This window comes from Nocardia sp. NPDC058176, from assembly GCF_042883805.1.
Taxonomy (GTDB): Bacteria; Actinomycetota; Actinomycetes; order Mycobacteriales; family Mycobacteriaceae; genus Nocardia.
Genome location: NZ_JBHVVA010000010.1, coordinates 124,591 through 143,433, shown reverse-complemented (window position 1 = coordinate 143,433; position 18,843 = coordinate 124,591). Strand labels below are relative to the sequence as shown.

The following is an 18,843-nucleotide window of genomic DNA, read 5'->3' as shown; positions in this document are numbered from 1 at the left end:
CGACACACTATTGAGTTCTCAAAGAACACACGCACACACTTCCACCCACAAACAAGTCGTTGGGGTTTCGGTGAGGCAAGGGTTCGTACTGTAGCCCAGACCATCCACCAGAAGCAAATCCCGGCTCGATGACCCTGAACACATGATCAGTCAGGCGCTCATCGTCCTACCTCGTTTCCCTGCCACCCAGTGGCCGGGTCGGTGTCCGTGTCGCTCTGACTTGAATAAAGTTACGTGCCGCCAAAAGCAAAGTCAAATCGCCTGGTCAGGGCCCTATTTCGGCGCATCGACCCGTTCGACTCGTCCACCGAGCGCCTGCATCTGCTCGACGAACTTCGGGTAGCCGCGGTCGATGTGGAAGACGTCGTGCACTTCGGTGACGCCGTCCGCGACGAGGCCGGCCAGCACCAGGCCGGCGCCGGCGCGAATGTCGGAGGACCAGACCGGCGCGCTCGACAGCCGCGGGATCCCGCGGACCACGGCGTGGTGACCATCGGTGCGGGCATCGGCGCCGAGGCGGATCATCTCCTCCACGAAACGGAACCGCGCCTCGAAGACGTTCTCGGTGATCATCGAGGTGCCGTCGGCGATGGCGGCCAGGCCGATCGCCATCGGCTGCAGGTCGGTGGGGAAACCGGGGAACGGCAGGGTCGCGAAGTTCACCGCGCGCGGACGCTCGGGCTGCACGACACGGAAACCGTTGGGCTCGTAGGAGATTCGCGCGCCCGCCGAGCGCAGCTTGTCCAGCACCAGGGCCAGGTGCTTGGGGTTCACCCCGGTGACCCGGATGTCACCGGTGGTCATCGCCGCGGCGATCCCCCAGGTCGCGGCGACGATGCGGTCGCCGATCACCTGGTGGGTGGTGGGCGAGAGGCTCTTCACGCCCTGCACGGTGAGCACCGAGGAACCGGCACCGTCGATCCGCGCACCCATTTGTACGAGCATGGTGCACAGGTCGACGATGTCGGGCTCGCGCGCCGCGTTGTCGATGACCGTCTCGCCCTCGGCCAGGACCGCGGCCATCAGGATGTTCTCGGTCGCGCCGACCGACGGGAAGTCCAGCCGGATCCGGGCGCCGCGCAGTTCGTCGGCGCGGGCGACGACGCACCCGTGCTCGATCTCGCTGGTCGCGCCGAGCAGGCGAAGGCCCGCCTGGTGCATGTCCAGTGGCCGCGAGCCGATCGCGTCGCCGCCGGGCAGGGCGACGACCGCGCGCTTGCACCGGGCCATCAGCGGACCGAGCACACACACCGAGGCGCGGAACTGGGTCACCGCCGGGAAGTCCGCGTGGTATTTGGGCTCGGGCGGGGTCACGATCGTCACCACCGAGCGATCGCCACTCGCGTCGTCGGAGATCGTCACATCGCAGCCGAGACCGCGCAGCACCTCCGCCATCAGCGGGACATCGAGGATGTCCGGGCAGTTGGTGATGGTGGTCGTACCCTCGGCCAGCAACGCGGCGGCCATCAGCTTCAGCACACTGTTCTTCGCGCCGCCGACCGCGACCTCGCCGACGAGCTGATTACCGCCGGAGACCAGAAACCGTTCGCTCACCCCGCCAGCTTATCGACCGAGGCGCCACGACACGCCCCCTGCCACCAATAAGACGGATCCGACCGATTCTGGCGGTACCGAGTCGCTTTCAGCGTTCGCGTCCGCCGCCGGGCTGCCACAGCACATCCCCGTCGGGATTGGTGGCCCTGCTCAGGATGAACAGCAGGTCCGACAGGCGGTTGAGGTATTTCGCCGGGAGCACGCTGGTGTCGTCGGGGTGCGCCTCGACCGCGGACCAGGCCGATCGCTCGGCGCGCCGGACCACGGTGCGGGCAGTGTGCAACAGCGCGGCAATCGGCGTGCCGCCGGGCAGGATGAACGAATTCAGCGGGGCCAGGCCCTCGTTGAACTCGTCGCACCACTGCTCCAGCCGGTCGATGTAGGGCTGGGTGATGCGCAGCGGCGGGTACTTCGGTTCCTCGACCACCGGGGTGGACAGGTCGGCGCCCGCGTCGAACAGGTCGTTCTGGATCTGGCGCAGCACGGCGAGCACCTCGGGCGCGGGCGCGCCGAGCGCCACCGCGACGCCGAGCGCGGCATTGGCTTCGTCGCAGTCGGCGTAGGCGACCAGCCGGGGGTCGGTCTTGGCCACCCGGGAGAAATCGCTCAGGCCGGTCGTGCCGTCGTCGCCGGTGCGGGTGTAGATCTTGGTCAGGTGGACGCTCACGCCGGACCTCCTCGGGTTCGGCGGGCGCGATCGGAGGGTCGCGACTCCACCCAGGACAGAAAAGCCGCCATCGATCCGCGGTCGAGTGCCAGCTCGAAGCCGGCGTGCGGATCGGTGACGGCCACCACCACGATGCCTTCGCTCATGATGTCGAATTCGTCGCCCTGGGGCGCCCTTCGTTCGACTATCTCGAGGCCCTGCCGGTGCACGGTGCTGTCCGGGCCGAGCTTGAGGCTGGTCAATTTGAAGAAGACCAGGCGGTCCTCCTCGTAGCGGATGAGACCGTGCCGCCAGCCGTGGCCACCGCGCGCGGGCAGTACCCGCAGCAGCGCGGCCGTGCCGCCGCGGCGCAGCATCAGCAGGCGATAGGTCGAAGCACCGGCCACGAACACGAGCGTCAGCACCAGAATGATCAGGAGAACCATCCCGGTCTGCAATGCCGTACGCCCTTTCGCTCTGCCGGTGTCGAAGACACCCCCGCTCCGACATTCAATCACGACCGGTCCGGCCCATATCGCCGGGATCGGTCATCGACCCACGAAAACGACTGTAGGCGGCGAACCGGAGTTCGCCGCCTACAGTCTCGGATTACCCGCGATCAGGTGGTGATGGTCGCCTCGACCGCGCGGACCTGGGCCTGCGCGGCACGCAGCTCCACCTCGGTGGCCTCGCCGTCGGCGAGCACCTTGCGGGCCGCCTCGACGTCGACCTCGCCCGCGAGCTGGGCCGACTCGGCCAGCACGCGCACGGTGTCGGCGGTCACCGAGAAGAAGCCGCCGTGCACCGCGGCGACGATCCGCTCGCCCTCGGTCGGCACGATGGACACCGTGCCGCCCTCGACGAGCTGACCGAGCAGCGGCTCATGGCCCGCCATGATGCCGATCTGACCCTCGGTGGTCTGCGCGCTCACGAACGTGGCCTGGCCGGACCAGATCTCACGCTCGACCGCGACCAGATCGACCGTGATGGTCCTCTGATTGGACTCAGTCGCCATGGGTGACTACTTTCCGGCGATCTTCTTCGCGGCTGCCTCGACGTCGTCGAGACCACCGCAGGAGTTGAACGCCTGCTCCGGGAAGTGGTCGAACTCGCCCTTGCAGACCCGATCGAAGTCGTCGATGGTCTGCTCCAGCGGCACGACCGAGCCCGGCTGACCGGTGAACTTCTCGGCCACGATGAAGTTCTGGCCGAGGAACTTCTCCAGGCGACGGGCGCGACCGACGAGGACCTTGTCCTCCTCGGAGAGCTCGTCCATGCCGAGGATGGCGATGATGTCCTGCAGTTCCTTGTACTTCTGCAGGATCCGCTTGACCTCGTTGGCCACCGCGAAGTGCCGGTCGCCGACGATCGACGCCTCGAGGATACGAGAGGTCGAGGTCAGCGGGTCGACGGCCGGGTAGATGCCCTTCTGCGAGATCGGGCGGGAGAGCTCGGTCGTCGCATCCAGGTGGGCGAAGGTGGTCGCCGGCGCCGGGTCGGTGTAGTCGTCGGCGGGGACGTAGATCGCCTGCAGCGAGGTGATCGAGCGACCACGGGTCGAGGTGATGCGCTCCTGGAGCTCACCCATCTCATCCGCCAGCGTCGGCTGGTAACCCACGGCGGAAGGCATACGACCCAGCAGGGTCGAGACCTCGGAGCCGGCCTGGGTGAAGCGGAAGATGTTGTCGATGAAGAGCAGCACGTCCTGGTGCTGGACATCGCGGAAGTACTCCGCCATGGTCAGCGCGGACAGGGCCACGCGCATACGCGTGCCCGGCGGCTCGTCCATCTGGCCGAAGACGAGGGCGGTGTCCTGGAGGACGCCCATCTCTTCCATTTCCAGGCGGAGGTCGGTGCCCTCACGGGTACGCTCACCGACGCCCGCGAACACCGAGGTGCCGGAGAACTCGCGAGCGATACGGGTGATCATCTCCTGGATCAGCACGGTCTTGCCGACACCGGCACCACCGAACAGACCGATCTTGCCGCCCTTGACGTACGGGGTCAGCAGGTCGATGACCTTGACGCCGGTCTCGAGGATCTCGGTCTTGCCCTCGAGCTGATCGAAGCTCGGGGGCTTGCGGTGGATGCCCCAGTTCTCGCCGTCGCGGCCGAGACCCGGGGTGTCGAGGCAGTCGCCGAGGGCGTTGAACACGTGGCCCTTGACGATGTCACCGACGGGCACCGAGATCGGCTTGCCGGTGTCGGTGACGCTCGCGCCACGGACCAGGCCGTCGGTCGGCTGCATCGAGATGGTGCGCACGATGTTGTCGCCGAGGTGCTGGGCGACCTCGAGCGTCAGCGTCTTGGCCACCGAGGCGAGAGCGATCTCGGCATGCAGTGCGTTGAACAGAGCGGGGATGGCGCCGCGCGGGAACTCGATGTCCACCACGGGGCCGATGACACGGACGACGCGGCCTACGGCGGCGCCGGTCTTCGCGTCTTGTGTGACAGCTGCGGTCATTTCGTTGGTTCTCTTCCTGCGCTTCTAGTCGCGGTCCGAGCTCGACGCCAGCGCGTTGACGCCGCCGACGATTTCGCTGATTTCCTGCGTGATCTGGGCCTGACGCACCGAGTTCGCCTCGCGCTGGAGCCCGCTGGCGAGCTCGTTGGCGTTGTCGGTGGCGGCCTTCATTGCGGTGCGCCGAGCCGCGGACTCGGATGCCGCTGCCTCGAGCAACGATGCGTAGATCCGGGTGTTGACGTACTTGGGGAGCAGAGCCCCCAGCAGCACGTCGGCGTCCGGCTCGAACTCGTACTGAGCCGTGACGACCACGTCCGGGGTGTCCTCGAGCATGCCGTCGCCGAGCTTCAAGCTCTCGTCGACGAAGCTGACCTGGATCGGCGCCAGGCGGCGCACCTCCGGGGTCTGGGTCAGCATCGAGACGAACCGGGTGTACACGATGTGCAACTCGTCGACGCCCTGCACGGTGGCCGAACCGTCGGGCGAGGAGACCTCGCCCTCGGAACCGGCCATGAAGGCCTCGACCAGGTGGTTGCACGCCGCCGAGGCGTCGACGTAGGTCGGCTGCTGGGAGAAGCCGGTCCACGACGCCACGAACGGGCGGCTGCGGAACTTGTAGTACCCGAGTCCCTTGTTGCCCATCACGTACAGCACCGGCTCTTTGCCGTCGCCGCGCAGGGTGGTCATGAGCTCCTCGGCGCGCTTGAGCACGTTCGAGTTGTAGCCACCGCACATGCCGCTGTCACTGGTGATGACCAGGACGGCGGCCCGCCGGGCGTCGGGACGCTCGGTCAGCAGCGGGTGCGACAGGTTCTTCGACGCGCTCGCCAGTTCGCCGAGGACCTTGGTGATCTCCTCCGCGTACGGCTTGGCAGCCGCAACCCTGGCCTGGGCCTTGGAAATTCGCGAGGTCGCGATCAGTTCCTGGGCCTTGGTGATCTTCTTGATCGAATTCACACCACGAATGCGGGAGCGCAATTCACGCAAGCTTGCCATCAGCGGTTCACACTCCCCTCATTCGCTTGATCGGAAAATGCCGACATGGTTTCTGCCCGGCTTACTTCTCGACGTGCTTGCGGGTGACCGACAGCGACTCGACCTCTTCATGGGCGAGCTCGCCCGCGGCGGCCTCGTTCACGATGCGGCTGCCGTCGGAAGCCAGGAAGCCCTGCTTGAAGTTGTCGGTCTCGGACTTGATCGCGTCGGCGGCCTCACCGGCGAGCGGCTTGGCGCCACCCTCGAGCGCGTCGAACGAGCTCTGCGTGGCACCGTGCAGGTACTCGAGCAGCTCGGCGGTGAAGCGGCGCACGTCGGCGACCGGCACGGTGTCGTAGTAGCCGGAGTCGACCAGGAAGATCGAGACGACCTGATCCTCGACCGAGACCGGGGAGTACTGGTTCTGCTTGAGCAGCTCCACCCAGCGGGCACCGCGCTCGAGCTGCGCCAGCGAGGCGGCGTCGAGGTCGGAGGCGAAGGCGGAGAACGCCTCCAGCTCGCGGTACTGGGCCATTTCCAGACGCAGCGAACCGGCGACCTTCTTCATGGCCTTGGTCTGCGCGGCGCCACCGACACGGGAGACCGAGGTACCGACGTTGATCGCCGGGCGGACGCCCTTGTTGAACAGGTCGGACTCGAGGAAGACCTGGCCGTCGGTGATGGAGATGACGTTGGTCGGGATGAACGCCGAGACGTCGTTGGCCTTGGTCTCGATGATCGGCAGACCCGTCATCGAGCCCGCGCCCATCTCGTCGGACAGCTTCGCGCAACGCTCCAGCAGACGGGAGTGCAGGTAGAAGACGTCACCGGGGTAGGCCTCGCGGCCCGGCGGGCGACGCAGCAGCAGCGAGATGGCGCGGTACGCCTCGGCCTGCTTGGTCAGGTCGTCGAACACGATGAGGACGTGCTTGCCCTGGTACATCCAGTGCTGGCCGATGGCCGAACCGGTGTAGGGGGCCAGCCACTTGAAGCCGGCGGAATCGGAGGCCGGGGCCGCGACGATGGTGGTGTACTCCAGCGCGCCGTGCTCCTCCAGGGCGGACTTGACGCCCGCGATGGTGGAACCCTTCTGGCCGATGGCGACGTAGATGCAGCGAACCTGCTTGTTCGGGTCGCCGGTCTCCCAGTTCGCCTTCTGGTTCAGGATCGCGTCGATCGCGACGGCGGTCTTGCCGGTCTTGCGGTCGCCGATGATCAGCTGACGCTGGCCGCGGCCGATGGCGGTCAGCGCGTCGATCGCGGTGATGCCGGTGGCCAGCGGCTCCTCGACCGGCTGACGCTCCAGCACGGTCGCGGCCTGCAGCTCCAGCACGCGGCGCTCTTCGGACTCGATCTCGCCCAGGCCGTCGATCGGCTGGCCGAGCGGGTTGACGACGCGACCGAGGAACTTGTCACCGACGGGAACCGACAGCACGTCGCCGGTGCGGCGGACCTGCTGGCCCTCCTCGAGCGAGGCGTACTCGCCGAGGATGACGGCACCGATCTCGGTGTCCTCGAGGTTCAGCGCGACGCCCAGGACGCCGCCCGGGAACTCGAGCAGCTCGTTGGCCATCGCCGAGGGCAGGCCGCTGATGTGGGCGATACCGTCGCCGGTATCGGTCACGACGCCGACCTCTTCGATGGAGGTTTCCGGGGTGTAGCTCTGGGTGTAGCTCTCGATCGCGCTACGGATCTCGTCGGAGGAGATCGTCAGCTCCGCCATGTTGTTCCTGCTCTCGCTGTGGTCTCGAATGTCGGGGGTTGGAGGAAGGCCGCGTGGGTGTCCGTCAGGACAGCGCCCGGCGCAGCTTCTCCAGTCGGCCGGTGGCGCTGCCGTCGATCACGTCGTCTCCGACGCGGACGACGACGCCGCTCAGCAGCGTCGGGTCGACCTGCACGTGCACGGTGGCCGCCTTGCCGTAGATCCGCTGCAGGGAAGCCGCGAGCTTCTCCTTCTGCGGGCCGGTCAGCTCGACCGCGGCGTGCACATGGGCGACGATCTGGTCACGACGGGCCGCCGCCAGATCGGACAGGGCGTCGAAGGCGACGCCGATGTTGTTGGTCCGTTGCCGGGCCACCGCCTGCTCGGCCAGCGTCGTGGTGATCGGTTCGGCTTTGCCGTTGAGCAGCCGTTCGATCAGCTCGCGCCGCGCCGAGGCGGGCTTGCCGTGGTCGGACAGTGCCTGCTCGAGCTGCGGGTTGTCGGCGATGATCCGGCCGAGCCGGAACAGCTCGTCCTCCACCGCGTCCAGCCGGCCACCGTCGGCGGCCGACTCCAGCAGAGCCTCCTGCCCGAGCAGTACCAGGGTGTCGACCAGATCCCGGGTGCGCGACCAGTTCTGGGCCACCGCGGTGGTCAGCACTGCCTGCGTGGCAGCGCTGACCTTGCCGCCGAAGATCCGCTCACTGAGTTCAGCGCGTACCGAACCCGGCACCGACACGTCCGCGAGCGCCACACGCAGCGAACGCTGGTCGTCCAGCACGGCGACAACGGCGAACAGTTCCGACCCCGTTGTGGCCGCAACAGTTTCGCTTCCGGTCAGAGCGGCCCGAAGCGCCTCCCGGGACCGGGAGCTGGCCTCACGGCTCGCTGCGTACATGCTTCTCACTTTCGCGTCGCTACCTTCCGACCCCGATGGCATCGGTGTCGTCGAGTTCGCTGAGGAACTTGTCGATCGACGCCGCCTGCTTGGCCTCGTCCGAGACAGACTGGCCGATGATCTTCTCGGCCAGGTCGACGGCCGTGCGGCCGACCTCGGTACGCAGCTCGGTCAGGATCTGCTGGCGCTGGGCTTCCAGCTGGGAATGACCGGCGGCGATGATTCGATCGCTTTCGGCCTGGGCATCCGTGCGCATCTGCGCGAGGATCTGCTGGCCCTGGGTGCGCGCATCCTCGCGGATACGAGCGGCCTCGAGCCGGGCGTCGGCCAGCTGCTGCTGGTACTGCTGCAGCGTCTGCTGTGCCTCGGCCTGGGCGGCTTCGGCCCTGGCGATACCGCCTTCGATCTTGTCCGTGCGCTCTTCGAGTGTCTTGGTCACACGCGGGATCACGTATTTCCAGAAGAGCACGCCGATGACGGCGACACAGACGATCGACCAGACGATGTCGTACGTTGCGGGGAGGAGGGGATTCACATCCTCTCCCTCTGCGGCGAGCGTGATGAATTCGCGCATCGGAATCAGAAGATGAAGCCGGCGACGAGGCCGATCAGCGCCAGGGCCTCGGTGAACGCGATACCGAGGAACATGGTGGTACGGATCTGGCCGGACAGCTCGGGCTGACGCGCGATGCCCTCGATGGCCTTACCGACGACGATGCCGACGCCGATGCCGGGGCCGATCGCAGCGAGACCGTAGCCGATCGCGCCGAAGCCCTTGAAGGTGCTCTCGGTGGTCGCGGCTTCCTGGGCCAGGTAAGCGAGGCTCATGAGTCTTCTTTCCCTTTCTGTTGCTCACCCGCCGGTCGGCGCGTGTAGCAGGTTTCCGGTAGGTGTGGTTTCGGTTGGATCAGTGGTCGGCGGCGTGCTGCGACTGGCCGATGTACACGGCGGTCAGCAGCGCGAAGACGTAGGCCTGCAGGCAGATGACCAGCAGCTCGAACAGCGTGAAGCCGATGCCGGCGAGCAGCGAGAAGGGCGAGAAGACCTTCATCCACGCCGTGGCGTCGAACAGGAAGAACCACGTCGCGCTGAAGAACAGCACCAGCATGATGTGACCGGCCAGCATGTTGGCCATGAGTCGCACGGTCAGCGTGAACGGCCGCAGGATGAACGTCGAGATGAACTCGATCGGGATCAGCAGCACGTGCAGGGCGACCGGCACGTCGGGAACGACGATGCTGTGGCGCATGTACGAGAAGAAGCCGTACTTCTTGATGCCGACGTAGTTGTAGGCGATGTAGACGATCGCGGCCAGGACGATCGGCATACCGATGCGCGCGTTCGACGAGATGTTCAATCCCGGAATCACACCGGAGAAGTTCAGAAAGAGAACCGTGAAGAAGATCGTCGCGATGAGGGGCAGGAACTTCTTGCCCATTTCCTTACCGAGGACCTCCTCGGCGATCTGCTCCTTGACGAAAACCACACCGGCTTCCATCACGTTCTGCAGGCCGCGCGGCACGATCTTCGGTGAGCGGAAAGCCAGCACGAAGACGATCACCACGACGGCGGTCATCAGGAGCCGGACCAGCATCAGGCGATCGAGTTCGAACGGCGTACCCTCGAACAGCACTGCTGGAGGGAAGAAGTCGGACAGCGATGGCGCGTGGAACTCGCCCGCCGCCAAAGTGATGACGCTCAGCGTTCTCTCCCGTGTTCGGGCCGCGGGTACGACGGTCATTCCCGCGGTTCGATCGGACATTGACGATCAATGGGGTCGACTCTGGTCGGCTCGAAATTCGACAGCGGCTCGTACGGTGTAACCCGTAACGACTGCTGTTCGGGCGTCGGCGACATCGTCGACATGCTTCAACCGGGCACATTCCACCCGGATCGGCAGTAAGCATAGCGGCACTGGGTGGGATCTTGGTGATCCCCCCTGGTAACCCGAGGCATAGCCCTGAGTTGTCGGACCGCGCCCCTAGCTTGGGTGCTTGCTTACCAAGACTTTACCAAGCTATCTACGACAGTGCGTAGCTGGGTGGGGTTATTCCTGCTCGGAAGCCGTTTCCCCGTCTCCCGCGCGTGTCGTCACGTACGGCACCTTCTGGCTCACGACACCGTAGGTCTCGGCGCCGAGAACGATCAGCAGGGCCCCCACCACGGTGAAGAACAGCGCGGGCCTGCTGTAGAAGTCGAACTGGTTGAGCACGGCGACGATCACCAGTACCACCAGTAACTTGGCGACCCAGCTGACCAGCAGGACCATCCCGGCCATCTGCGGCGGCAGCTTGGCGCCGAGCAGTACGGACACGACGGTCGTGAGGATGAATCCGCCGCCGATGGCCGCGCCGAGCAGCGCACCCCACAGGCCGGGCATCCCTGCCACGAGGGTGGCGATCGCCACCGAGGCGACCACGAGCACGCCGAGGCCGATCAGGCCGTAGCGCAGCGCGGCGCGCAACGGGGCGTCAGAACCTGGCACGGTTTCGGGTGTAGAGCTCACGGGCCGCACTTTACCTTGCGGCCGGTGTTCAACGATTGGCCGACTCCGGCCTGCGCATGGATGGGATCGCGGTCACTACCAGCGCGAACACCAATCCACCCGCGACCAGCAACACCACGATCCGGCGATCCATCAGTGATGTTCCCACCGCGCCGAAGGCGAGTACGCCGACCCACAAATAGATCAGCAGAACGACGCGGCGCTGCGAATGTCCGATCTGCAGCAAACGGTGATGCAGATGCATTTTGTCCGGTGTGGAAAAACTCACGCCCGCGCGTACGCGGCGCACGATCGCGAGCAACAGATCGAGCACCGGAATGAACATCACCGCTCCCACCAGCAACAGCGGCGAGAGCAAACCGACAATGTCGCGCGGGCCGTAGCCCTGCAGCGGAATTCGGCCGGAGGCGCCGGTGGAAACCGCGGCCAGCATCAAACCGATCATCATCGAGCCGGTATCGCCCATGAAGATTCGGGCGGGTGAGAAATTGTGCGGAAGAAATCCGAGGCACGCACCGGCCAGCGCGGCGGCGAGCAGCGCGGGCGGATAGGTGTCCACCGAGCCGCCCTGGTCGTAGAGCAAACCCACGGAGAACACGAAAACGGCGATGGCGCAGATCAATCCGAGGCCCGCCGCGAGGCCGTCCAGACCGTCGACGAAGTTCATCGCGTTCACCAGGGTGACGGTGATTCCCACCGTCACCAGACCGCCCTGGAGCGCGTCGAGCACCACGGTGGTGTCGTTGAACGGGTCGTAGATCACGTACCAGGCGAGGCCCATCACGGCCATGACGCCCGCCGCGGTCACCTGGCCCGCGAATTTGGTGAGCGCGTCCAGTCCCCACCGGTCGTCGACGATGCCGACGAGCACGATGATGGTCGCCGCCACCAGGACCGCCGGAATATCGGGCGCGTAATCGAAACCGCGGCGCAGCGCGGGCAATTGGTGTGCGAACAGGATCGCGGCGACGACGCCGACATACATGCCGACACCGCCCATCCGCGGAATCGGCTTCACGTGCACATCGCGTTCACGCGGTACGGCGACCGCGCCGAAACCGATGGCGAGGATCCGGACACCGCCGGTGGCCAGGAAGGTCACCGTGGCCGAGACGAGCAGCACGAGCACGAGCTCGCGCAGGGGGACGACCGTGCTCATCGGATGCGTGCGATCACCGCTGGGCGGGGCTGATCAGGGCATCGGGCACCATGCCGAGGACCTCCGCGATATCGGCCACCGGCACCGCACCCTCGCGCAGCACCCGCGGCTGGTCCGCGGTCAGATCGACGATGGTCGAGGCCACCGCGTGCTCGGCCGGTCCGCCGTCGAGGTACACACTCGCCAGCGAACCCAGCTGCTCGCGCGCCTGCTCGGCGGTGCTCGCCGGCGGCTGACCCGACACATTGGCGCTCGAGACCGCCAGCGGGCCCACCTCACGCAGCAGTTCCAACGCCACCGGGTGCAGCGGCATCCGCAGCATGACGGTGCCCCTGGTGTCACCGAGATCCCAGGCCAGCGACGGCGCGGCCTGCACGACGAGGCTCAACGCGCCCGGCCAGAACGCCCGGATCAGCTCGCGCGCCTGCGGGCGCACCGAGAACACCAGACCGTCGATGGTGTGCCACGAGCCGACCAGCACCGGCACCGGCATGTCGCGACCGCGCCGCTTGGCGGCCAGCAGATCGGCCACCGCGGAGGAGTCGAAGGCATCGGCGGCCAGGCCGTAGAGGGTGTCGGTGGGCATGACGACCAATCGACCCGACTTCAGCGCACTGGTCGCCGCGGTGATTCCCGCAGCACGAGACGCCGGTTCCGCACAGTCGTAGACGGTACTCACAGCGTTGTTCCGCCTCTCCGCGATTCTTTGCCTGGCTTGTCCGCGACCCCACACGACTCTTGCGGGATGTCGGGTTGCGGCAAGAGTCTAGCTCTCGAGCCACTGACCGATTCTGGGGGGACTTTTGGGCGTCCCCGCCGGGCTTCCCCGGCGCGCACCAGCTCAGGAGATCGGCCGGATGCTCGGGGTGTGCTGGGTGATCGAGTTGTCGCCCGGGTCGCCGGGTCCACGACAAATGCGCGGCGGGCGACGTTTGCCAGGGGCGGGCGACGAGGCAGCGGGCCGCGCCGCCGGGAGGTGCGGCAAGTCGCGCGGCGGCCGAGCCGCGGGGCGGTCAGCGGTCGCGGTGCGCGGTGACGAACCGGGGCTTGCCCGCGAGGTCCGGATGTTCGATGACCTCGGTCAGGCCCGCGGCAGTCAGGAGGGCCGCCACTCCCCCGCCGTTGGTGTCGTCGTGTTCGATGGCCGTGGCGCCGCCGGGGCGGAGCAGGCGGGTGATGTTCGGGATCATCGCGCGGATGACGTCGAGGCCGTCCGGGCCGCCGAAGAGCGCCCGGTGGGGATCGTGGTCGGTGACCTCGGGGTCGAGCGCGGCGGCGTCGGGGATGTAGGGCGGATTGGCGACGACCAGGTCGGCGCGCGCGGTGAGTTCGGAGACCACGAACGGGTCGGTGACGTCGTCGTGGTGCAGGGTGATGGGGGTGTCGCCGTCGGCGGCGCGCGCCTCGGCATTGCGCCGGGCCCAGCGCAGGGCGTCGCGGTCGAGTTCGACGGCGTGGACGTCGGCGTCGGGGCGGGCGTGGGCGATGGCGAGGGCCAGGGCGCCCGATCCGGTGCACAGGTCGACCACGAGCGGCCGGTGCGCGTGGCCGAGGGTCTCCAGACGGGCCAGCGCCCACGCGAAGAGCAGTTCGGTCTCCGGGCGCGGGACGAACACCCCGGGACCGACGGCGAGGTCGATCTCGCCCATGGCCGCGGTTCCGGTCAAGTGCTGCAACGGAATTCGCGCCGCGCGACGGTCGACCAGCTCGGCGAACCGGGCCGCCTCGTCCGCCTCGATCATCGGATGCAGCGCCAAGCGCATCCGATCGACGCCGAGGACGTGCGCGGCCAGCTGCTCGGCGTCGGGCAGCGGCGAGGCCACCCCGGAGTCCGCCAGCCGCACGGCGGCGGCGGTGATCAGGGGCCGCAGGCGAACACGCTCGGTCACGCGCGCCGCGCCGATGTGCGCGGGTGGGCCGCCACCGCCGAATGCTGCTCGGACATGCCGGTTACTCGGCTGCCATCCGCGCTTCGCGGTCGGCCTTGCCGAGCGCGTCGAGCAGCGCGTCCATGTCCCCGTCGAGGACGGCGTCGAGATTGTGCGACTTGAAGCCGATGCGGTGATCGGCGATCCGGTTCTCCGGGAAGTTGTAGGTACGGATGCGCTCGGAGCGGTCGACCGTGCGGATCTGGCTGGCGCGGCCCGCCGCGGCCTCCTGCTCGGCCTGTTCCTCGGCGAGTGCCTGCAGCCGGGCCGCCAGCACCTGCATCGCGCGGGCCTTGTTCTGCAGCTGGGAGCGCTCGTTCTGGCAGGTCACCACGATGCCGGAGGGCAGATGGGTGATGCGGACGGCGGAGTCGGTGGTGTTGACGCCCTGACCGCCCTTGCCGGAGGACCGGTAGACATCGATGCGCAGGTCGGTCTCGTCGATCTGCACCTGCTCGACCTCGTCGGGCTCGGGGTAGATCAGCACGCCCGCCGCGGAGGTGTGGATGCGGCCCTGCGACTCGGTCACCGGCACGCGCTGCACCCGGTGCACGCCGCCCTCGAACTTGAAGCGCGACCACACGCCGTCGCGTGCGGCGTCCTTGCTCTTGATCGACAGCGTCGCGTCCTTGTATCCGCCCAGGTCGGAATAGGTGACGTCGAGTGTCTCCACCTTCCAGCCGTGCCGCTCGGCATAGCGCACGTACATGCGTGCCAGATCGGCCGCGAACAGCGCCGACTCCTCGCCGCCCTCGCCGGACTTCACCTCGAGCACCACGTCGTCGCCGTCGTGCGGGTCGCGCGGGGCGAGCAGATCGGCCAGCGCCTGCTCGAGCTCGAGCAACTGCGCTTCCAGATCGGGCACCTCGGCGGCGAACGCGGCATCGTCGGCGGCCAGCTCGCGGGCGGCCTCGAGATCGTCGCGCACCGCTTCCAGCTTGCGGTAGGTGCTCATCACGGGCGCCAGCTCGGCGAACCGCTTGCCCACCCGCCGCGCCGCACCCGCGTCGTTGTGCAGCGACGGATCGGCCAGCTGCGATTCCAGGCCCGCGTACTCGGCAAGGATGTCGTCGATGGCGGACGGTTGCGTCACGTGAGTTTCCTTAGGGTGTGGCGGGCGAAGACCTCGGTAGAGAAACCACCGACGCCCGGTCTGCGAGTGCAGAACCGGGCGTCGGGGGAGGCGACTAGCTGTCGGCGTCGGCCTTCTTGCCGGCGCGCTTGCCGTAGCGGGCCTCGAAGCGAGCCACGCGGCCGCCGGTGTCGAGGATCTTCTGCTTGCCGGTGTAGAACGGGTGGCACTGCGAGCAGACCTCGACGGTGATCTGGCCGGACTCCTTGGTGGAGCGAGTCTGGAAGGTGTTGCCGCAACCACACACAACGGTGGTGTCGACATACGTGGGGTGGATTCCTGCCTTCATGGGCGTCCTCTCGATAATGGTCGCCGGGTCGCACGCCACTGGAAGCGTGGAATGCGTGAACCGGAACCGACTAGGCGGGATGTCTGCGAACTCGCAGACACACAGCGGTCCAGTATGCCAGATCCGACCGCACCCCTGAGAACACCCCCTACCCGGCGATTGTTCCCGGCAAACGGAAAGGGCCCCGCCGCAGCGGAGCCCTTCCCTTCCCGATCCGGAAATCAGTCCTCGATCGCGCCCGGCGCGGTCTTGGAGACCGTCATCAGGAACTCGAGGTTGTTCTTCGACTTCTTCAGACGATCCATCAGCAGATCGATCGCCTGGTGCGAATCCAGCCCGGACAGCACGCGCCGCAGCTTGTGCACGACCGCCATCTCGTCGGGCGAGAGCAGCAGTTCGTCGTGGCGGGTGCTCGACGGGTTGATGTCCACCGCGGGGAACACGCGCCGCTCGGCGATCTTGCGATCGAGCTTGAGCTCGGCGTTGCCGGTGCCCTTGAACTCCTCGAAGATCACCGTGTCGCCGGTGGAACCGGTCTCCACCATCGCCGTGGCGATGATGGTGAGCGAGCCACCGTTCTCGATGTTGCGCGCCGCGCCGAGGAACCGCTTGGGCGGGTACAGCGCGGTCGAGTCGACACCACCGGAGAGGATGCGGCCCGAGGCGGGTGAGGAGTTGTTGTACGCACGGCCCAATCGGGTGATCGAGTCGAGCAGCACCACAACGTCTTTGCCCATCTCCACCAGTCGCTTGGCGCGCTCGATGGCGAGCTCGGCGACGGAGGTGTGGTCGCCCGGCGGCCGGTCGAAGGTGGAGGCGATGACCTCACCCTTCACCGAACGCTGCATGTCGGTGACCTCTTCGGGACGTTCGTCGACCAGGACGACCATGAGGTAGCACTCAGGGTTGTTGATCGCGATCGCGTTCGCGATGTCCTGCATGATCGTGGTCTTGCCCGCCTTGGGCGGGGACACGATCAGCGCGCGCTGGCCCTTGCCGATCGGCATGATCAGGTCGATCACGCGCGTGGTCAGCTTGTTCTGCGTCGTTTCCAGACGCAGGCGCTGGTTCGGGTAGAGCGGGGTCAGCTTCTGGAAGTCGGGACGGCGCTTGGCCGCGTCGACCTCACCGCCGTTGACGGTGTCGAGGCGAACCAGCGGGTCGAACTTCTGGCGCTGGTTGCTCTGCTCGCCGTCGCGCGGTGCGCGGACCGCACCGGTGATGGCGTCACCGCGGCGCAGGCCGTTCTTGCGGACCAGGTTCATCGACACGTACACGTCGTTCGGGCCGGCCAGGTAGCCGGAGGTCCGCACGAACGCGTAGTTGTCGAGCACGTCGAGAATGCCGGCGACCGGCTGCAGGACATCGTCCTCGCGGATCTCGAAGTCGCGGGCCTCGTTGCCACCGCCACCGGTGGCACCGTCGCGGTCGCGACCACGACGACGCTCACGGAACCGGCGACCCCGGCGACCGCGGCCGCCTTCCTCGTCGTCACCACCGCGATCGTCGCGGGGACCGCGATTGCCGCCGCCGCTGCCGTTCTGGTTCTGGTTGCGCTCGTTCTGATTACGGTCGCCGCCGGAACGCTCACCGCGCTCGCCGCCGGAGCGGTCGCCACGGTCGCCGCTGTTGCGGTCACCGCGCTCGCGCCTGCGCTCGCCCTGCTCGCCACCCTCGGTCTTGTCGGACCGGTCGGCCTGCTTGGTCTCCTCGCCACGGTTCTCGGCGGGGGCGTTCTCGCCACCACCGGAACGGGCCTGGTCGCGACCACGACGCTGCCTGCCACGGCCACGCTGGCCGCTCTCGCGTCCGGAATCCTCGCCGGATTCGGCGGGGGCATCGGCCTTGACCTGCTCGGTCTTGACCTCGGTCTTGGCCTGCGCGGGCGGCGCGGTCTCGACCTCGGCCGCCGGCTTCTCGGCGGGCGCGGCCTTCTCGGCCTTGGCCGGCTTCTCCGCCTTGGCGGGCGCTTCCGTCTTCGCGGGCGCTTCGGCCTTGGCGGGCGCTTCGGCCGTCACGGCGGCGGCCTCGGCGGGCTTGTCCGCCTTGGCGGGCGCACCGGCCTGGTTCTCCTTGATAGCGGCGATGAGATCGCCCTTACGCATTCCGGAGGTGCCTCGGATACCGAGCTCCCCCGCCAATGCGCGCAACTGCGGCAACAGCATTCCAGTCAGCCCCGATCGTGCGACGTCGGTTTTTTCGCTCATTTTCGAAATCTGTCCGGATTCACTTTCGCGGCCGCCCGAGTTCGTAGGGTTGGATTCCACCCCGGGTGTCGCGAGCAGGTCCGTATCTGTCACGGAAGTCCTTTCCTTCCCTCGAATGCCGTGTGCTGATTCGAGGGTTCGTTCCGCAGACCCGGCAACGTGTGCCGAGCTCGGATTATGCGCCCAACAGGACGCCTGTGCCGTACTACCCGCCCCGCCGGACCGGAGGCTTCGCCCGCCACCAGAAGACAGTGGTGAGGAGAGATCATTCCAGTTGCGCGGCTTCTCGGCGTCGCAGCACCTCCATGGCCTGGAGGCTCGAGCCTGGAACCTGCTGGAGCGATTGCCCTGATGAAGCACCGGCGTCTGATGCGCACGATGTACGGACTTGCCCAGAATAGCTGCCCATTGTGAACAACGGCAAGGCAGGCACGCCGTCAGTCGATCGCCACCCCGTCGGCGATACCGGGCTCGAGCACGCGCAGACCGTCTTCCTCGGCCTGTTTACGCAGGTCATCGGGGAATTCCGCGGTCGCGAGCGCGAGAATGGTCGGACCGGCACCCGAGACCGTCGCCGCGATGCCCGCCGCGCGCAGCCGCTCGATCCACGCCGTGGTGAGCGGTAGCGCGGGGGCACGCTGGGTCTGGTGCAGCCGATCCGCGGTGGCGGGCATCAGCAGATCGGGACGCTCGGTCAGCGCGACGACGGCCAGCGCCGCCCGGCTCACGTTGAACGCCGCGTCGCCGTGGGGCACCTGCTCGGGCAGCAGCCCGCGGGTGTGCGCGGTGGACGAGCGTTCCTGCGGAATCAGCACCACCGGGCGCAGTTCCTCGGCCGGGGTCAGCCGCACGGCCCGGTAGGCGCGGTTCTGGTCGGCGTCGTTCTCGGTCCACGACACGACGATTCCGCCGAGCACGCTGGCGGCGGCGTTGTCGGGGTGGCCCTCGAATTCCGAGGCCAGCTGCACGAGGCGGTCGCTGTCCAGGCACAGGGCCGGATCGAACTTCGCGGCCAGCCCGGCACCGGCGGCCAGGCCGCCGACCACCGCGGACGCGCTGGAACCGAGTCCACGCGAATGCGGAATCACGTTGCGGCACACCACGTCGAGGCCGTCGGCCCAGACGCCGAGCGATTCGAGCCCGCGCTCGATCGCCCGGACGACCAGATGCGTTGGGCCCCATGGCACGTCGTCGGCGCCCTCACCCTCGACCCGGATGTCGAGCCCCGATTCGCTGGTGCGCACCACGATCTCGTCGTAGAGGCCCAATGCCATTCCCAGGCAGTCGAATCCGGGTCCGAGGTTGGCCGTGGAGGCCGGAACGCGCACGGTCACTTCGAGACCGGCGGGCAGGGTGGCAGTCATCAGCCTGCTCTCGCGTGCG

The 18,843-nt window shown here is 67.6% G+C and carries 19 protein-coding genes; all 19 read right to left on the bottom strand.

What is annotated here, in order from left to right; translation table 11 throughout:
* Window positions 1–273 precede the first annotated feature (273 nt).
* Window positions 274–1,554 carry a UDP-N-acetylglucosamine 1-carboxyvinyltransferase gene (gene murA / locus ACFVVM_RS32360; RefSeq protein WP_387626090.1) on the bottom strand — a complete coding sequence of 427 codons (1,281 nt, stop codon included), beginning with the start codon at window positions 1,552–1,554 and terminating at the stop codon, window positions 274–276.
* Window positions 1,555–1,642: 88 nt separating this feature from the next.
* Window positions 1,643–2,221: a cob(I)yrinic acid a,c-diamide adenosyltransferase gene (locus ACFVVM_RS32355; RefSeq protein ID WP_387626088.1), complete on the bottom strand. Its 579-nt coding sequence runs from the start codon at window positions 2,219–2,221 to the stop codon at window positions 1,643–1,645.
* A complete protein-coding gene (locus tag ACFVVM_RS32350) occupies window positions 2,218–2,646 on the bottom strand; it encodes a DUF2550 domain-containing protein (RefSeq protein WP_387626086.1) in 429 nt (142 codons plus the stop codon). Before ACFVVM_RS32350 ends, ACFVVM_RS32355 begins: the two co-directional genes overlap by 4 nt.
* A gap of 173 nt (window positions 2,647–2,819) precedes the next feature.
* Window positions 2,820–3,215: a F0F1 ATP synthase subunit epsilon gene (locus ACFVVM_RS32345; RefSeq protein ID WP_387626084.1), complete on the bottom strand. Its 396-nt coding sequence runs from the start codon at window positions 3,213–3,215 to the stop codon at window positions 2,820–2,822.
* 6 nt (window positions 3,216–3,221) lie between these two features.
* Window positions 3,222–4,664 carry a F0F1 ATP synthase subunit beta gene (gene atpD / locus ACFVVM_RS32340; RefSeq protein ID WP_071926673.1) on the bottom strand — a complete coding sequence of 481 codons (1,443 nt, stop codon included), beginning with the start codon at window positions 4,662–4,664 and terminating at the stop codon, window positions 3,222–3,224.
* 24 nt (window positions 4,665–4,688) lie between these two features.
* Window positions 4,689–5,660: a F0F1 ATP synthase subunit gamma gene (locus ACFVVM_RS32335; RefSeq protein WP_071926672.1), complete on the bottom strand. Its 972-nt coding sequence runs from the start codon at window positions 5,658–5,660 to the stop codon at window positions 4,689–4,691.
* Window positions 5,661–5,721: 61 nt separating this feature from the next.
* Window positions 5,722–7,362, bottom strand: a complete 1,641-nt coding sequence (atpA, locus tag ACFVVM_RS32330) for a F0F1 ATP synthase subunit alpha (protein WP_387626081.1) — start codon at window positions 7,360–7,362, stop codon at window positions 5,722–5,724.
* Window positions 7,363–7,426: 64 nt separating this feature from the next.
* A complete protein-coding gene (locus ACFVVM_RS32325) occupies window positions 7,427–8,239 on the bottom strand; it encodes a F0F1 ATP synthase subunit delta (protein ID WP_387626079.1) in 813 nt (270 codons plus the stop codon).
* Between the two features lie 19 nt (window positions 8,240–8,258).
* Window positions 8,259–8,813 carry a F0F1 ATP synthase subunit B gene (locus ACFVVM_RS32320; protein WP_387626077.1) on the bottom strand — a complete coding sequence of 185 codons (555 nt, stop codon included), beginning with the start codon at window positions 8,811–8,813 and terminating at the stop codon, window positions 8,259–8,261.
* 5 nt (window positions 8,814–8,818) lie between these two features.
* Window positions 8,819–9,067 carry an ATP synthase F0 subunit C gene (locus ACFVVM_RS32315; protein WP_056817903.1) on the bottom strand — a complete coding sequence of 83 codons (249 nt, stop codon included), beginning with the start codon at window positions 9,065–9,067 and terminating at the stop codon, window positions 8,819–8,821.
* Window positions 9,068–9,146: 79 nt separating this feature from the next.
* Window positions 9,147–10,001, bottom strand: coding sequence for a F0F1 ATP synthase subunit A (gene atpB, locus ACFVVM_RS32310; protein WP_387626075.1), 855 nt, complete (start codon window positions 9,999–10,001; stop codon window positions 9,147–9,149).
* A 285-nt stretch (window positions 10,002–10,286) separates the two neighbouring features.
* Complete coding sequence (locus ACFVVM_RS32305) at window positions 10,287–10,754, bottom strand: hypothetical protein (RefSeq protein WP_387626073.1); 468 nt, start codon at window positions 10,752–10,754, stop codon at window positions 10,287–10,289.
* Between the two features lie 19 nt (window positions 10,755–10,773).
* Entirely contained in the window at window positions 10,774–11,904 is a 1,131-nt protein-coding gene (locus tag ACFVVM_RS32300) for an MraY family glycosyltransferase (protein WP_387626071.1), read from the bottom strand.
* A gap of 13 nt (window positions 11,905–11,917) precedes the next feature.
* Window positions 11,918–12,583 carry an L-threonylcarbamoyladenylate synthase gene (locus ACFVVM_RS32295; RefSeq protein ID WP_387626069.1) on the bottom strand — a complete coding sequence of 222 codons (666 nt, stop codon included), beginning with the start codon at window positions 12,581–12,583 and terminating at the stop codon, window positions 11,918–11,920.
* A gap of 334 nt (window positions 12,584–12,917) precedes the next feature.
* The gene (prmC, locus tag ACFVVM_RS32290) at window positions 12,918–13,793 is read right to left on the bottom strand and encodes a peptide chain release factor N(5)-glutamine methyltransferase (protein ID WP_387626067.1); all 876 of its coding nucleotides are present in this window, start codon (window positions 13,791–13,793) and stop codon (window positions 12,918–12,920) included.
* Window positions 13,794–13,854: 61 nt separating this feature from the next.
* Window positions 13,855–14,925 carry a peptide chain release factor 1 gene (gene prfA, locus ACFVVM_RS32285; protein WP_387626065.1) on the bottom strand — a complete coding sequence of 357 codons (1,071 nt, stop codon included), beginning with the start codon at window positions 14,923–14,925 and terminating at the stop codon, window positions 13,855–13,857.
* Between the two features lie 94 nt (window positions 14,926–15,019).
* Entirely contained in the window at window positions 15,020–15,253 is a 234-nt protein-coding gene (gene rpmE, locus ACFVVM_RS32280) for a 50S ribosomal protein L31 (RefSeq protein ID WP_379310600.1), read from the bottom strand.
* Window positions 15,254–15,474: 221 nt separating this feature from the next.
* The gene (gene rho, locus ACFVVM_RS32275) at window positions 15,475–17,553 is read right to left on the bottom strand and encodes a transcription termination factor Rho (protein WP_387626063.1); all 2,079 of its coding nucleotides are present in this window, start codon (window positions 17,551–17,553) and stop codon (window positions 15,475–15,477) included.
* Window positions 17,554–17,897: 344 nt separating this feature from the next.
* Window positions 17,898–18,824 (bottom strand): homoserine kinase, encoded by a 927-nt coding sequence (thrB, locus tag ACFVVM_RS32270; protein WP_387626061.1) that lies wholly within the window; start codon window positions 18,822–18,824, stop codon window positions 17,898–17,900.
* Between the last annotated feature and the right edge of the window lie 19 nt (window positions 18,825–18,843).